Annotated in this window: 12 protein-coding genes; 7 read left to right on the top strand and 5 right to left on the bottom strand. The window is 55.5% G+C overall.

Translation table 11 applies throughout. From position 1 onward, the window contains the following. Nucleotides 1-59: 59 nt before the first annotated feature. Nucleotides 60-449 (bottom strand): hypothetical protein, encoded by a 390-nt coding sequence (locus GTP44_RS02715; RefSeq protein ID WP_161018223.1) that lies wholly within the window; start codon nucleotides 447-449, stop codon nucleotides 60-62. A gap of 101 nt (nucleotides 450-550) precedes the next feature. Next, nucleotides 551-1,513: a LysR family transcriptional regulator gene (locus GTP44_RS02710; protein ID WP_161018222.1), complete on the bottom strand. Its 963-nt coding sequence runs from the start codon at nucleotides 1,511-1,513 to the stop codon at nucleotides 551-553. Nucleotides 1,514-1,640: 127 nt separating this feature from the next. Here GTP44_RS02710 and GTP44_RS02705 point away from each other — a divergent pair, with 127 nt between their 5' ends. Then, the gene (locus tag GTP44_RS02705; protein WP_161018221.1) at nucleotides 1,641-2,639 is read left to right on the top strand and encodes an MBL fold metallo-hydrolase; all 999 of its coding nucleotides are present in this window, start codon (nucleotides 1,641-1,643) and stop codon (nucleotides 2,637-2,639) included. A 44-nt stretch (nucleotides 2,640-2,683) separates the two neighbouring features. On the opposite strand, the gene tnpC is transcribed toward GTP44_RS02705, so the two are convergent. Beyond that, entirely contained in the window at nucleotides 2,684-3,034 is a 351-nt protein-coding gene (gene tnpC, locus GTP44_RS02700; RefSeq protein WP_161018220.1) for a Tn3 family transposase post-transcriptional regulator TnpC, read from the bottom strand. Further along, entirely contained in the window at nucleotides 3,031-6,063 is a 3,033-nt protein-coding gene (locus GTP44_RS02695) for a Tn3 family transposase (RefSeq protein WP_161018219.1), read from the bottom strand. The genes tnpC and GTP44_RS02695 overlap by 4 nt, the downstream gene beginning before the upstream one ends. A 342-nt stretch (nucleotides 6,064-6,405) precedes the next feature. Here GTP44_RS02695 and GTP44_RS02690 point away from each other — a divergent pair, with 342 nt between their 5' ends. The 6 genes from GTP44_RS02690 (at nucleotide 6,406) to GTP44_RS02665 (ending at nucleotide 14,052) form a co-directional block, all read left to right on the top strand. After that, nucleotides 6,406-6,852, top strand: coding sequence for a DUF2946 domain-containing protein (locus GTP44_RS02690; protein WP_229256746.1), 447 nt, complete (start codon nucleotides 6,406-6,408; stop codon nucleotides 6,850-6,852). 129 nt (nucleotides 6,853-6,981) lie between these two features. Further along, on the top strand, nucleotides 6,982-7,146 hold the full coding sequence (locus GTP44_RS02685) for a hypothetical protein (RefSeq protein ID WP_161018218.1): 165 nt from the start codon (nucleotides 6,982-6,984) through the stop codon (nucleotides 7,144-7,146). A gap of 16 nt (nucleotides 7,147-7,162) precedes the next feature. Then, nucleotides 7,163-8,590 (top strand): PepSY-associated TM helix domain-containing protein, encoded by a 1,428-nt coding sequence (locus GTP44_RS02680; protein WP_161018217.1) that lies wholly within the window; start codon nucleotides 7,163-7,165, stop codon nucleotides 8,588-8,590. A 100-nt stretch (nucleotides 8,591-8,690) separates the two neighbouring features. Next, nucleotides 8,691-10,820 (top strand): TonB-dependent receptor, encoded by a 2,130-nt coding sequence (locus tag GTP44_RS02675; RefSeq protein WP_161018216.1) that lies wholly within the window; start codon nucleotides 8,691-8,693, stop codon nucleotides 10,818-10,820. Nucleotides 10,821-10,916: 96 nt separating this feature from the next. Next, entirely contained in the window at nucleotides 10,917-13,106 is a 2,190-nt protein-coding gene (locus GTP44_RS02670; RefSeq protein WP_202423952.1) for a TonB-dependent siderophore receptor, read from the top strand. 16 nt (nucleotides 13,107-13,122) lie between these two features. Next, nucleotides 13,123-14,052, top strand: coding sequence for an alpha/beta hydrolase (locus GTP44_RS02665; RefSeq protein WP_161018215.1), 930 nt, complete (start codon nucleotides 13,123-13,125; stop codon nucleotides 14,050-14,052). 86 nt (nucleotides 14,053-14,138) lie between these two features. Here GTP44_RS02665 and GTP44_RS02660 read toward each other — a convergent pair whose 3' ends face one another. Then, nucleotides 14,139-14,543 carry a response regulator gene (locus GTP44_RS02660; RefSeq protein WP_161018214.1) on the bottom strand — a complete coding sequence of 135 codons (405 nt, stop codon included), beginning with the start codon at nucleotides 14,541-14,543 and terminating at the stop codon, nucleotides 14,139-14,141. Nucleotides 14,544-14,951: the final 408 nt, after the last annotated feature.

The following is a 14,951-nucleotide window of genomic DNA, read 5'->3' as shown; positions in this document are numbered from 1 at the left end:
GATGAACAACACCGCATGCCTGGACGGCGAGGCGGTGACGAACTAGGCGCTCTGGAGGATTAAATGCGGAAACAGCAATGCTGAATGGCCAAAGGCGGAGCCGTGGCGCGCGTTAGCGGGACAGATTCGAGTGAGATCGCAAGCGAGAGGTAGGTGCGCTCGATGGCGGGGAGCACGATTTCCAAGTTGCAGGCCACGAATGGCTGGACGGCGGGCGCGCCGGGGGTGTCTGCCGACTGGTGGCCCGTGTCACAGTGCCCGGCACACAGGGCGGGGCTGCTCTTGTCCATACCCATGTCCGTGCAGCCCTGCATACCAGCCATGCCAACCATCGCAACCTGGCGCGACTTGTCCGGCATCGGGCAGGCGTATGCAGAAACAGCCAGCTGAGCAAACAGCAAGCTGAACAACATAATGATGGCCGCGATCGCCCGATTAGTTTGTGACATATGCATTCTGCGGCGATGTTAGCACAACTCGCGGGGAGTTTCTTGACTGACGGCGCCACTTTGCAGCGCATCGGCGAGGAAGTACGGTAGTGGATGCCGACTCAAGCAATCAAGGTCGCCGGTGTTTCATTTAACATCGACTTATATACATCTTGAACATGCTTTAACTGTGGTCTGAGGTGCTCGACCAAGTAATCGGCAAATACTCTGACGGCTGGCGACAGGCCCTTGCTTGAACCATAGACCAAGTGAAGTTGATGCTCGGGTAAGCGGAACTTAGGAAGCAAAAGAACTAATTCATTACGTTGTAAATGTTCGTGGCACAGGTTGAGCGGCAGTTGAGCTACGCCTACCCCTTGCAAGACTGCTCGGATCAGAAGCGGGCCATAGCTAGCACGTAGCGCAGGTTTAAAGGGAATAGTATAAATTTTATCTTTGGCATCTTTTACCAGCCAAGCAGACATGCCATCGTGTTCACTTGCCCCAAGACCAACGACTCCATCCAAGACTGACGGTTCATGAATTGAACCAAGCTTTTCCGCAAATGCCGGACTCGCCACAAGGACTTGCGGCGAGGTACCAAGGCTGCGCAGGATGAGTTCAGAATCCGACAGTAGGGTGCGTACCCGGAGCGCTATGTCAAATCCTTCCCTAATTAAATCAACGCGGCGATTGGTCAGCTCCAGCGCAACTTGCACTTCGGGGTTTTCTAAGAGAAATCCGGGAAGAAGATCGGCTAAAAAAAGATGGGCCAGACCTGCCGGCGTGCTGACTCTGACCAAACCGCGAGGCTGTTCAATCGCCTGTTTCGCTAAATTCATCGCGCCCTGCGCCGCTTCAAGCATAGCTTCACAATACTTAAAGAAGTCCGCGCCAACTTCAGTCACATGGACTGCCCTGGTCGAGCGTTGTATAAGGCGCAAACCGAGTTGCTCCTCAAGTACGGCCAACCGCCGACTAATTTTCGATTTGGTTTGCCCAGTGGCGCTCGCCGCCGCGGTGATGGAGCCAGCTTTTACGATCGCAGCAAATAGGGCGAGGTCATTTAGGTTAGATATTTGCATGGCATTGTTCTATATTTGAGACGGTTCTTACTATTTTCTCATCTATCGGCACTTTTCCGACAGCACTATAGTTATCGGTGTAGATGTACAGAACATTCCGTTTACTATCACATTGAAAGTTAATCAAATGAATCGTCGTGAAATGCTCGCCTGCATTGCCTCAACCAGCGCCATCACTCTTTTTTCACAACAGCTTGCATTCGCCCAGACGCGTCCTTTATCCGCGTTAGAAATTGGACAGAAAGAGCGATTTCGACGGGTTCGTCTGGGCGATGTAGAAGTTGTCGCACTGTATGACGGCGTGACGCACTTCCCACTCAACGACCAATACGTGTCCAATGCTCCATTTCAAGAGGTGTTGGCTTTAGTGAATAAGTTGGGGCTGAGCACCACTCAGGTTGAACTTCCCTTTACCGGTTTCCTTGTCATTTCAGAAGGGCGTCGTATTCTGCTCGATACGGGGCTTGGTGAGTTTGGCACGCCGCGGGAAACTACGGGGGGATTAGTCGATAGTCTGAAGGCGGCAGGATTCAAGCCAGAAGATATCGACACCGTGCTGATCACTCATTTTCATCCGGACCATATCAGCGGGCTGAGGAATCGTGCTGGCGAGTTTGTCTACCCCAACGCCAAAGTCTGGGTGGCTCAGCGCGAGTACGATTTCTGGATGAGTGCATCGAATATGCGAGCGGCCCCGGAACGTAAAACTGCGTTCGAATTGGCGCAAAGGGTGTTTACCGGTATGCCTGACACAATGTTGATACGTTACGAGCCAGGCCATGAAGTAGCACCCGGAATCTTATCGGTACCAGCTTATGGACATACCCCAGGTCACACCACCTACACCATTCGTAATGGTTCGCGGCCTTTCCATTATATCGGCGACATGATTAATGTGCCCGCTGTGTTTGCGCTCCATCCGGAGTGGTCCGTCGCGACTGACATGGACCCTGCGTCCGCGCTGAGCGTACGACATCATTTCCTTGAAACGCTCGACAATGATGCCTTAGTGGGGGGCTTCCACTTCCCGTTTCCTGCAATTGGTAGCTTGGTGCCGCTGGAGCAGGGCTTTCGGTTCGTACCATTCAGGAGGGTGTGCCGGGATAAAGGTGGAAATGACACATAAGTGCTGTAGTTATATAAACCTAGCCCCTTATGCAAATTTCGAAATTAGTTTCTAGTGGCCAGTCGCTCAAGTACTTCTAGATGTGGTTGCCACCGTCTCAGCGTCGAAATGATCTCCAGCACCTCTGATGCGACATCAAACGCCAACTCTGGAAGCGTCTCTTCATTTGCCGGCACCGATAGCGCGGCGCCATTGATGACGGTGTGCGCCATCCCGTGTAGGCGCAGCAACATATCACGCAGTCCGTCCTCTTTCCTTGTTGCGACCAATACGGCGTCAAGTTCGTCAACCATCTGGAGTAGCTTGCTGGTATCGAATGAGTCTTGCGCCGCGTTCAGCGCTGCTACGTCGAGGCGACCATATGGCGTTTCGGCGGTTTCGTTTGGTTTATTCACACACTCTTCCCTTTTGCTGCGCCGGCGGCACCACTTGGGGCACTCGCTTGCCTCGCCTTTTTGACCGCCTGTCGGAACATCAACTCTTTGACCCACGGTTCTGGAGGACGCTTCAAATCAAGATGATAACTGCCAAAGCGTTTGACCCCGTTGGTCCCGTATGGGCTCATAAATGTAACCTCACTGACGTCAACATGCTCGCCGTCGGCTTCCATATCTTGAAGTATGCGCATCATATCGACGGTATTTTGTAGTATGACCGCTGAGGCGATCAGGTCGATGTAGCGAACCCGCTTTTGTTGTTCGTTCAGATCGTTTTCTGCGATCACGTCACCGCCGAAGTCGAGCCACTTGGTAAAGGCGTGATAGGACTCGATCTTGTTCGTTGTAGCAGTGACTTCCTGACGCATCTCCTTCTGAGAGATCCATTTGAGTAGATATACCGTGCGCAGAACGCGGCCCAGTTCTCGCGCCGCGGCAAAGAGCCTGTTGTGGCGTCCTTCATGGCTTAGCTTGCGCAGCAGCATCGGTGAGGACACCCGACCTTGCTGAATCGAGATAGCGACCTGCATCAGGTCGTTCCAGTGGTTTTTGATCAGTTTCCAGTCGATCACTTCGGTAAATAGCCGGTCGATGTGTTTGTACTTGTGGGCTTTGTCGGCCTTATAGAACTTCAAATCCTTCCAGTTCCGTATGCGCGGCATTAGCTGGATACCATTCAGATAGGTGAATGCGAACACCGCTTCTGATTGGCCGTGTGTGTCCGAATACACCGTGTCAGGATGCACGGACAAGCCTGCTTTCATCAACCCCTCGATGACGTAGATTGCTTCTAGAACGCCCGGCGGGATGAAACTACGGAAGTAAGCAATGTAGTTGTCAGCTACGTGGCGGTATGCGACGGCGCCCATTTTTCTGTACCTGAAGTGCATGCCGACGAGTAGGTTCTGCTCATAAAAATCGTACTGCGTACCGTCAGCGGCCACCTTCTTACCTTCTCCCCACAGTTTAGGAAGATCTAAACGCAGGTAGAGCTCGGTGAGATCACGGCAGGCATTGTCGAGCTGTTCTAAGCTCATGTGCCGCTGGTTGACGTACGAAAGCTGGTGCGGCGTCACACCGTTGGACAGATGGCGAGCTGCCTGATTCGGGCCAAGATTACATCCCATTGCGAATGCCGTTAGCAGGTATCGCTCTTTGGCATTGCGTAGCTTGGGGTCGTCACCAGACTGCGGCCCAAAGTTGCGTGTGAAACCTGTCCAGTGTTCAATGTTGGCCAAGATATCGAGCAGATTGCGTGGCACAATCCTGCTCTCAATGGCGGCCTGTAGTGCGATCGCCGATGCCGGGATCTCGCGCGCCGTCGTGCGCTTAAGCGTCGGTTCGCCGTTTGCTCCGATTGACAGGTCGCCGGCATGCTGCGGGAACTCCTTGTCGACCTGATCAGCGGTGTCGGACAGCAGCTTTTGTAGATGCTGTACAAACGCATCAGCATCAGATGCGATGCCCACGCGCTCACAGTAAGCATTAAGCAATTCGAGGCACTCGGCCCAAGGCATCAATTGCTCACGATAGTCTGCAAATGTCCCGGCGCCGTCGATGCATACATCACCACAGCGCAGGTCGCTCGCCAGATGGGAAAACACACACACTTCCAGATTGCGCCGGTTAGTTGGATTGCCCAAGCCATGAGAACGGCGAACTAGTTTTTTCCAGCGCTCGGATGCAAAAGAAAGATCCACATCGTCGGCGATCCATTCCGCTTTCTTGTGCTCGTTTTGCAGTACGACCGCCAGGGCGTTGAGCAGACATTGATCCTGCGTAGCCGAGTGGAACTGCAGTACCTTCGCCATCTGAAACATTGCAGAACGCCATGACTTAAAGGTATTCCACAGCAATGGCAAATGATTGCCTGATCCCCAAACCCTGATCGCTTCGCAGTCTGCCTGCAGTTTTTCGAGCGAACCATGCGGCGCCAATAGCTCTCGAATACGCCGCCCCGTATCCGCATCATCAAGTTTTTCTGCCAGAATCTCAACCACCTTTTCCAGCGTTGCGACCAGAACTTCGCTCAGCTCACGCTGCCGGGCCTGAATCACCAGCAACTCCTCACGGGCGCTCTTGTGAATCGCGCTCAAGCGCCGGATGAACATCTCCGCAATATCGTCACGCGCACCAACTCTCATCTGGCGGATCAAGCACAAAATCAGCGTGTAGCGCTTTGCCGGCCTGAAGTCTTTCATGTCTCCAGCATCGAGGACTGCGGCCCGATCCGCTAAGTGTTTCAGCTTGGTCGCCGGTATGTCGGCGACCAGCGTGTCTGACCCTGGCAGTTCCTCAAGCCACCGTAGCTGGTCCAACACCAGATCCAGATGTTTGCGCGATGCTTTTTTTGCGGAGCGCTTGATTTCGTTATACATTGAGCGCCTGGCAATCAAATCGGTCTTGAGTAATTGGTCCAGCCAGTTGCGCTGCTCAGGTGTGAGGCGCTGGGCGACGCGGGTATGCAATGTCGATTCGGCAGCGGCGTACGCTTGTTCAGCGATCTTATCGACTTCCCCAAAACTGGGCAGTTCGTGGCCGAGCCGCACCAGTTCTTCGACAGTGATGTTTATGATGTCCACGCGGGTATCGACGACCGCCGCTGCTTCTTGTGCAATATCGATCGTTAGCGTGCGGGTATGGGCGTCCGTGTATGCCTTCACACCCAAGAAAGTCCGTATGGTTTTATGATCCCGGTACAGTGCGGTATGGGCCTTGGGGTAAATTAACTTGCCGACCGGCTGCATTCCAAGGCTTGCTGAGACGTGCTCGACTACTTCTGACGGAATAGCCTCCAACGGAGGAAAATGGCGCAGGAACTGAAAGCACTTTAAATGCACCAACAGTGCCAGTCGCCTTTCCTGCCCGCGTCCGAAATTCTGAGCCCATTCTGACTCTTCCGGCTTTGGCGTGAACGATGTCTGCAAATCCTTGAGCGTGAGCGTACGGGGAAATCTGGGATATGCGGTTCGTTCAATACTGGCCATCGCGCGTTGCTCCTGGAAGAACTGGTTGATGAGTCGCTTGAATCCTATGTACGGCATTAAAACAAGCGCAACATTGCACCAGTATCAGCACCAAGTCAACCTCGCTCAAATCCCTGAGCCATACTGGCTCACCTATGAGCTCGACCAGCTCAAAAATGGCCCTAAATGGGTCAGAAATGACCCGTATACAGGTCATGCAAACTCTATGGATTGCGTGAGGAATTCGCAGTCACTTCCGAGCGATGATTAACTGAGCTGGTGTGAAATTGGAAGGAGACCAGCAACATGACCAGGAGCATTGAGAACAAGGCTGTCGCCGATGGGTACGAATATTAGGACAAATTGCCCTATAGCCTGGTTTTACGTCAATCGGGAAGAACTTTCTACTATAATGTCAGCATGATCAGAACAGCAAAGCGACAAACACTGCATATCTGGATTGCCATGCTGGCCATCTTGTTCAGTGCGCTCGCCCCGACCATTTCGCACGCGCTGGCCGCCCGAACCGACCCCGCGGTCACCTTGGAAATCTGTACGGTCAATGGCTACAAAGTAGTCAAAGTTACTGACTCCGAAAGTAGCAAAAAGCCGGCCACAGCCAAACATGGAATGGAGCACTGTGCTTTTTGCGTCACCCATGGCGGCACGTTTGCATTGACGGGCTCTGCATCACTTGTCTTTGCCATCGACTCCGGTCGCGATATCTATCCACCGCTGTTTTACGCCGCACCGCACTCCCTGCATGCGTGGTCTACCGCCAACCCGCGCGCACCTCCCTTCCTCGCCTGACCAAGCCCTCGGCAGCACGCGCGTGCGCTGATGCGGTCACATCTCCAGCTCCAGTATATGCCCGGTTTGCCGGTGCATTATGCCGCCATAAATCTGGCGGCGATCTGAACCTGTTTAACGAGGATTGCCATGAACCAATCACTGAACTCGCTCGCCTTCGCCCTTCGGGCGTTGCGTTGCTTCAACGCCGCTGCGTTTGCAGCGTTGGCGTTTTTTTACTTCGCCTCTTATAGCCTGCCGCCGCTGCCGTCTCACTCACTGAAGCTCGTTCCTCTGGCGCAGATAAGCCATTAACTATTGAGGTAAAACTATGAGTACGGAAAACGTACCCAACAGCACAGCTGGATCGTCTGGCTTATACCGCCGCATCTGGCGTTGGCATTTCTTTGCCGGCGTCCTTTGTGTGCCGTTTATTTTTTCGCTTGCGGTGACAGGCGCCATATATCTATTTCACAAGCAGATCGACGACATTGTTTATTCGTCCGAAATGCTCAGGCCAGCGGCGGCAAGCGAGGTCCAAGGTCTCCAGCCTACGAGGATCATTGCCCAAGCCTTGATGGCCTATCCTGGACAACCCAAGGCATACACGTCGCCGGCAGACAGTGGCCGCAACGCGCAAGTCGACATCATCCGACCTGACGGCGCGACGCTGCAGGTGTTTGTTGATCCGGGTACGGGGCGCGTTACGGGCGCGATCGACGAAAGCAACCGCATCATGACCATCGTCAAGCACGTTCATTCGTTGGCGATCGCCGGCGACGCAGGTAATGTGGTCATCGAGATCATGGCCGGCTGGATCATTGTGTTGATGGCGACGGGAATTTACCTGTGGTGGCCACGTGGACGAACTGCTGGCGTGGTGTCTATTCGTCCCAAGGCGGCCGGAAGGATCTGGTGGCGTGATCTCCACGCCGTCACTGGCGTTTTTGCGGGCGTCGTCATCTTGTTTCTGGCGCTGACAGGAATGCCGTGGTCCGTGTTCTGGGGCAAGAACGTTAACGCCTGGTTGAGCGCACACGATCTTGGTGTGCCCAACGGCATGTGGCGCGGTGTACCCAAGTCCACGCTGCCAGCGGCCGAGCTTGGCGAGTTGCCTTGGGCACAGCAGCAGGAATCTGTCCCGGCATCGGACGACCCGCACGCGCAACATAAAGCGATGGCCCATTCCGGCCATGGCGCCAGCAGCTATTCGGTGTTGAACAATCCCGTCGTCGTCGGTCCCGATACGGTGTTGGCCGACCTTGCCCGCATTGGCATGGATGGCAGCTACCGTCTGGCGCTGCCGCGCGATCCTCGCGGTGTCTATTCCGCGATCCGCACGCCAGGCCAAGTTGCAGGCCAGCGAGTAGTACACATTGACCAATACAGCGGCAAGGTGCTGATGGATATCGGCGCCAACCAAATCGGCCCCATTGGCCGCATCACCGAGTGGGGTGTCAGCGTGCACCAGGGGGCCGAGTATGGCACGCCCAACCTGATTGTCATGCTTGCAGGCTGCTTGGCCCTAGTCGCACTTTGCTTCAGCGGAGTCATCACCTGGTGGAAACGCCGTCCCACCGGCAAGTTGGCCGCGCCGGCGCGCAAGGAAGGTGATCAGCTGGCCAAAGGCGTAGTGGTAATCGCCGTTGTGCTGGGCTGTTGCTTCCCGCTATTGGGGGCGTCGATGCTGGCCGTGTTGCTGTTCGACAGCCTCATTGAGAAGATGCGCCGTCCTCCTGCACAAATGAAATCGCCCTGATGCTTCCTTTGGTGTTGATCTCAACAGCGGCCGACCGGCATCGCGGCCTGAAAAATGCCAATCCAATACACAAACTACACATAATTAATCGGATTACACCATGAAATTTGAATGCAAAAGCACCAAGGTTCGCCCGCTCGTAATCGCGCTCGGTATCGCGTTTTCTTCTAATGTCTCGATCGCCTGGTCTGCTGACGCAAGCACCCCTCAAGAGCTACCCACTGTATTGGTTCGTGCCGATGTTGATCCTGGCTATCAGGCTGTAGTTGCGGAAAGCACCAGCCGCACATCGATCCCACTAAAAGATTTGCCTGCGTCGATTCAGGTCGTTCCGCACGAAGTTTTACGCGACCGCGGCGTTACCCGCACTGACCAGTTACTCGATAATGTCAGCGGCGTGCTTGCTGAGTCCAATTACGGCGGCAACGGCGCGACGTTTTTTAATATCCGCGGCTTTAGCGAAAACAACGGCCTGAGGGACGGCTTCCGCAATTACGGCTATCTGGCATTCCGTGATGTACAAAACATTGAGCAGGTGGAGGTCTTCAAGGGTCCGGCCGGAGCGCTTTACGGCGGTGTTGGCGCTGTAGGTGGCTACGTCAATACTGTTTCCAAGCGACCGGGCCCGGAGAACTTCGGTGAAGTGGGTCTGACACTGGGCAGCTATGGCTTGCGCCGCTCGACTCTTGATGTCAATCAGGGTCTCGACAGCGGCCTGAGCGTCCGCCTCAACGGCGCATATGAAAAGAACTCGACCTTCCGCGATAACGCGGGCTACGATTCGTGGTCAATCGCACCAGCGATCAGCTGGAATAACGGTCGTGGAACCTCGCTGACGCTGCTCACCGAATTCAACCATCTGAATCGTGATGGCTTTGATTTTGGGGTCCCAAACCTCCCAAATTACGCGACGCTTTCCCGCACCCGGTATTTTGGGCTGCGCGATGGCGTCTATCCCGGCGTGGCAGGCGACTTTGCTAAAAACGATACCGAGGCTGCTACGCTGCTATTCGAACACGCGCTGAACGCTCAATGGAAGGTGCGCGCCGCCGCACATTACAGCCATGCGCACCAATTATCCCAACAGAGCTTCCCGGACAGCGGCTCGTACACGGGCGGCAACCTGCTCGACGTCTCGGTTTATAGCGGCGCAAATGAAGCATCGAGGCAGTATTCGGCGCAGGCCGAGTTGCTCGGCAATTTCACCACTGGCGCCTTTAAACATTCCCTACTCGCCGGCATTGACTATGGCTACCTTGAACAGGGTGGCGCCGGCTCGGCGGTATCGCAGTTGACGCTCGACTTGTTCAACCCCAACTACGTTTCCCCATTAGTAGCTGCCTCGGCATCGGGCCCTTACCATCAGGCCCAGGGCAAGGACCTTGGGGTGTATGTTCAGGATCTGATTGATGTTACGTCGCAGGTCAAACTTCATATTGGCTTGCGTGGCGACCGGTTTGAAAATCGTGAGCTGCTGGGCGGATCAGAGGTTGCCAGAGGCAGCCAGAATGCTTTCTCGCCACGCATTGGCTTGGTCTGGCAACCGACCGACAGTACTGCGTTGTTCACGGATTGGAGCCGCAGCCACGCGCCCAATATCGCCCACGGCGTGACCATTAGCACGTATGACGCCGAGCTCGGCGAACAGGTTGAAGTCGGCCTGAAGCAAGAATTGATTAAGAATCGCCTGAACGCAACCCTCGCGGCATTCGACCTCAAGCGCACCAATATTCTGGCCAGCGATCCCCTCGATCCGACGCGTCAGGTACTCACTGGAAAGCAAGCAAGCCGGGGAGTCGAATTCGACATCGCGGGATCGATCACGCCGGCATGGAAACTTATCGCTGCTTACACCTATACCGATGCCTTCGTGAAGAGCGACAACAGCCTGCCGGTCGGTGACGCACTGTCCAATGTCCCGCGCCACCACGCAAGCGTCTGGAATACCTACGAATTCCAGGGCGCAGCGTTGAAAGGGTTGGGTGTGGGCGCCGGTATTTATTACGTCGGCGAACGGGAAGCGAATCTCCCCAATACCTACAAGCTGCCCGGCTATGTCCGCACCGACGCCTCGTTGTCGTATCAAAGCGGCGCATGGCGGACGCAGTTGAACGTCATTAATCTATTCGATCGCAAGTATTACACCGGCGGATCGGCAAGTGTCTTCAACTACACGCTCGATCCTAGCCGGCCGCTGTCAGCACAGCTGACGGTCACCTATCGTTTTTGAAACGGCTCACCTATTTATTTAGCGCGCTAAACCAAGGACAACCCTGAATTTCTCCGGCGACATGATGGCGCCTAACGACATGAATCAGAAAATAAGATGAAAAAAACGTATATGTGCATTTGTGTGGCCGCTGCCTTCGCCACTAGCGTTGACGTTCGCGCGGAAGGCGCCGCCGCTCCGGGCGCAGACCTTTCGCCCGCTCTGGATGCAACCACCGATCATGGTGGCACGCCACCCGATCAAAAACAGGATGTATCGAGCTGGACCATGAAGCAGGTTGTCGTAACAGGAAGGCGCGAGCGTTACGCTGTACCGAGCGCAACGGCGGCGACGCGCACCGACACGCCACTGATCGAGGTGCCGCAGTCAGTGCAAGTACTGACTCGATCGCTGATCGAGGACCAAGACCGCCGCACCTTGGGCGAGGCGCTGGTCAATGTTTCCGGCGTGGTTCCTACGCGCTCCGAAGAGCAGCTATTGATTCCTCCGCTCGTGCGTGGCTTTCCTGCCGAGGTCTATCTGGACGGTCTGCCGATCTACGCAGGCAACCAGCAGGCGTTCGATCCGACCAGCCTGGTGGGCGTAGAGCGGATTGACGTACTCAAGGGGCCGAGCGCCACCCTCTACGGCGGCGGTCTAGGCACGCCGCTGGGCGGCGTCATCAATATTGAATCCGAGCGGCCAAACGACAAGCTTGGCGGCTTCTTGGCGATGCGCGCTGGCAGCTATTCCGACAAGGGCGCTTCCGGTGACATCAACGTACCGCTGGCTCCTGGCGTGGCCGCAAGGATTGCCGGCGAATACCAGAACAACGAAAGCTGGATCGATCAGGTTCATGGGCGACGCTGGTCGTTGCAGCCCAGTCTATCATTCCAGATCGATCCCGCGACCGATCTGCTGCTTCAAGGTCAGTCCAATCACCGGAGTCAGCTCGAATACTCGGGCCTGCCGGCCGGGCAGGCGCTGGCGGGACAGATCGACCGCAATGCCTTTCCTGGATCGCCGCTGGCACAGCCTTTGACCACGAATAACAACCACATGGGGCAGGCGACGCTGCGCCACCGCTTCTCCGATGACGTCAAGCTGACCGTCAGCGGCCGCTATTACAAGAGCGCGATCCGGGAGTATGGCAGCTTCGTCGATCCAGACATGATGGCGCCTGACCCGGCCACGCCCACCGTCTACCCGATCCTTCCGATCACGATGATCACCGACACAAAGGAAGCGACGTTCGACGCGAACGTGCAGGCGAAGGTGGAAATGCTCGGTGGTACGCATACCTTCCTCGCAGGTCTTGATTACGACTTGACCCGTTTCTCCAGCAATATGGGACTATTCGTGAGCAATACGCCCGAAGGGACGATCGACTTGGCGAAGCCGGTCTATGACGTGGTCTACACGCCGCAATTGCCGGTCAACTACCTGCAGACAGACCATTATCGAACGATGGCCTTTTATCTGCAGGATCAGGCGACCTACGGCCGGCTACATGTGACGGGTGCGCTGCGCTATACGCAACTCAAATTCGAGGAAGCCAGCAATATCGGCGTGGCCAATGATGACTCTTACCATCGTGTTTTGCCCAGGATCGGGGCAACGTTGGATATCGCTCCCGGCGTCGCGCTCTTTGCAGGTTACGCGACGGCCTTTCGCGCGGCATTTGGCTTCGTTGGCGTCGCAGTGCCCAAACCCGAGACCTCCCGTAACATCGATTACGGCCTAAAGCTGGCGTTACCGACAGCCGGGTTGTCGGGCACTTTCTCGGTCTTCAACCAGAGTCGCGATAATGTCGCCACGGCGGATCCGAACAACGTGGGGTTCAATATCCAGACTGGCCGGCAACGTGCGCGCGGAGTGGAAGCCGACCTGATTTGGGAGCCGACGCCGGCGCTGTCGCTGCTTGCCAATTATGCCCACACGAACACCCGGGTGACAGCGGATAATGCGATTCCGGTGGGCAGCGAATTAACCCGGGTGCCTCGCAATAGCGGACGTCTCGCTGCACACTACCGCATTCTTAAAGGTGCGGCCAAAGGTTTGTCTTTTGGCGCGGGAGTAACTGCACTCAGTGCCCGCCAGATCACGCTCCCCAACACGTTGAGCGTACCTGGTTACGCCATGATCGACGCTCAGGCTGCTTACGACCTCGGACGGTTTACGATCCAGGCTTCAGTCGTTAATCTGGCTGGCCGGCGCTCGTTTGACACCTACCAGTATTTCGGGAATCCACTCGTCATGCCAGTCCAGCCGCGTTCGGCCTTCCTTACCCTCAAAACCAAGTTCTGAAAGCCGAAAAATGCTCATGAACCGCTCCATCAGAAGTGTCAGCCTGGTTGCCGCCGCGATACTGCTTTCGGCGACAGCTACTGCACAGACATCGACAGTCGAGGCGATGATTATTCCGCTTTATCCTCAAGGTATGATCGCCTCGCTAGGCGTGCCGGAAATCCGGGAGCAGTTAGACAGTGGGGACGGCACCATGATCCGCAACGTCAGCGAACCCACGCTGGAACTGTTCCGCCCCGCGCCCGGCCAGGCCAATGGCACAGCCATGATCGTCGCGCCCGGAGGCGGTTTTGTTGGACTGGGTTACGACGCCGGCGGCACGGCGGTTGCGCGTCGACTGGCTCAGCGTGGCATCACTGCGCTCGTGCTCAAATACCGTACGATCCGAAGTGCCGCTGATTCGATGCAGATGCCGGAAGTGCATATGAAGGAAATGGATACCCTGATGGCGCGGGCGAAGAGTGGCTCTTCCGTTGAGATACCGCGCTTTGCTGGTGAACAAAATGCTCTGGAGGACGGCGCGCGCGCCATGAAGGTAGTGCGACAACGCGCGAACGAATGGGGCGTCAACCCCAATCGTGTCGGCTTTATCGGCTTTTCCGCTGGAGCCTTTCTCGCAGCAGACCTCGCCATCGGAGACAAGGCATCGAGACCCGATTTCGTCGCCTTGCTTTACGGCGGACTACGCACACCTGTGCCAGCCAATGCGTCACCGGCCTTCATCGCTGCAGCATCCGATGACGAGTATCAGCCAAACGATGCCATGCAAATCTACGCCGCATGGCGGCAGGCGGGAGTGGCAGCCGAACTCCACATCTATGAGCGCGGCGGGCACGGGTTCGATCTCAAGCAGAAAGGCACGACGAGTGACCACTGGTTCGACGAACTGGTCTGGTGGATGCAGTCTCGCGGTCTAATGGGGCCGTCGCAGGACAGCCCAAGATAAATGCGGTCGACGCTTGTCAGCCAGAGCTGGGCAAAGTCAAGGCGCAGCGGTAGATCGAGGGCGATGGAATCAAGCACGCACTACAACTAGGTAGCATCTCTGCGCGAGATAAGCCGATTGATTTCATTTACCAGTCGATCAACCAAGACAGGCTTGGGAAAAAAAGTATCGTAGGGAATCGGGACATCGTTGCGTAGCCTTCCTGCGCTACAAAGTATGAATGGGATACTACTAAGCGCAGGACTGGCGCGTAACTCTCTGCACAATTGGGCTCCGTCCATTATCGGCATCATAAAATCCGACACAACAATATCGGGCCGCTCATGTAAAGCACACGCCAAAGCTTCTCGGCCATTACTCGCTGTGCGTATTCGATAACCCAAGTGTTCTAACAACATGGCATAGGCGGATAAAAGATCAAGCTCGTCATCGACCACGAGGATGAGTGCGCCATTTGTAGCGGTGTCCGGGCTGGCATTTCGATCATTCATTACAGCACCACAGCCAGCTTCTTCCCCTCCGCACTTCACCCGGCGGGTGCGCTAAAGCGACGCCTGTGTCCAACTTAAAGGGATTTTCAATTTTGATTATCCCATTGAAAAAAAACAGGGTCAGTGTTGGAAAGGCGAGTAAGCGATGTGAAGAAGAATATAGTCAGCCTAAGTTTCTAGCAAGACTGATTTGTACAGAACACCGCTAAATTATATAATTTTCTCGACATTTCCTGGCGAAGCAACCCGCGGAATTTGGAGAAACAGCATGTCAGGGTTCAGAGCCTGTAAGAATTTCTGTGTGAAACGGGGTCATGAAATAATACCGAAAGGGATGCTCCATGATCGACACGATGACCACCAAGAAACCGCGCAAAAAGAAAGAGCCGTATCCATTCCCAGTTGAGC

Source organism: Duganella lactea, from assembly GCF_009857505.1.
GTDB classification, from domain to species: Bacteria; Pseudomonadota; Gammaproteobacteria; order Burkholderiales; family Burkholderiaceae_D; genus Rugamonas; species Rugamonas lactea.
The sequence above is the reverse complement of the archived record's forward strand: the minus strand, read 5'-3'. Positions and strand labels throughout refer to the sequence as shown.

What these genes read in the sequence shown, in the direction of transcription:
- GTP44_RS02685 (WP_161018218.1), top strand. Translation starts at nt 6,982, where the DNA reads ATGAACCAATCACTGAACTCGCTCGCCTTCGCCCTTCGGGCGTTGCGT.
- GTP44_RS02660 (WP_161018214.1), bottom strand. Translation starts at nt 14,543, where the DNA reads ATGAATGATCGAAATGCCAGCCCGGACACCGCTACAAATGGCGCACTC.
- GTP44_RS02705 (WP_161018221.1), top strand. Translation starts at nt 1,641, where the DNA reads ATGAATCGTCGTGAAATGCTCGCCTGCATTGCCTCAACCAGCGCCATC.
- GTP44_RS02710 (WP_161018222.1), bottom strand. Translation starts at nt 1,513, where the DNA reads ATGCAAATATCTAACCTAAATGACCTCGCCCTATTTGCTGCGATCGTA.
- GTP44_RS02675 (WP_161018216.1), top strand. Translation starts at nt 8,691, where the DNA reads ATGAAATTTGAATGCAAAAGCACCAAGGTTCGCCCGCTCGTAATCGCG.
- GTP44_RS02665 (WP_161018215.1), top strand. Translation starts at nt 13,123, where the DNA reads ATGAACCGCTCCATCAGAAGTGTCAGCCTGGTTGCCGCCGCGATACTG.
- GTP44_RS02670 (WP_202423952.1), top strand. Translation starts at nt 10,917, where the DNA reads ATGAAAAAAACGTATATGTGCATTTGTGTGGCCGCTGCCTTCGCCACT.
- GTP44_RS02715 (WP_161018223.1), bottom strand. Translation starts at nt 449, where the DNA reads ATGTCACAAACTAATCGGGCGATCGCGGCCATCATTATGTTGTTCAGC.
- GTP44_RS02695 (WP_161018219.1), bottom strand. Translation starts at nt 6,063, where the DNA reads ATGGCCAGTATTGAACGAACCGCATATCCCAGATTTCCCCGTACGCTC.
- GTP44_RS02680 (WP_161018217.1), top strand. Translation starts at nt 7,163, where the DNA reads ATGAGTACGGAAAACGTACCCAACAGCACAGCTGGATCGTCTGGCTTA.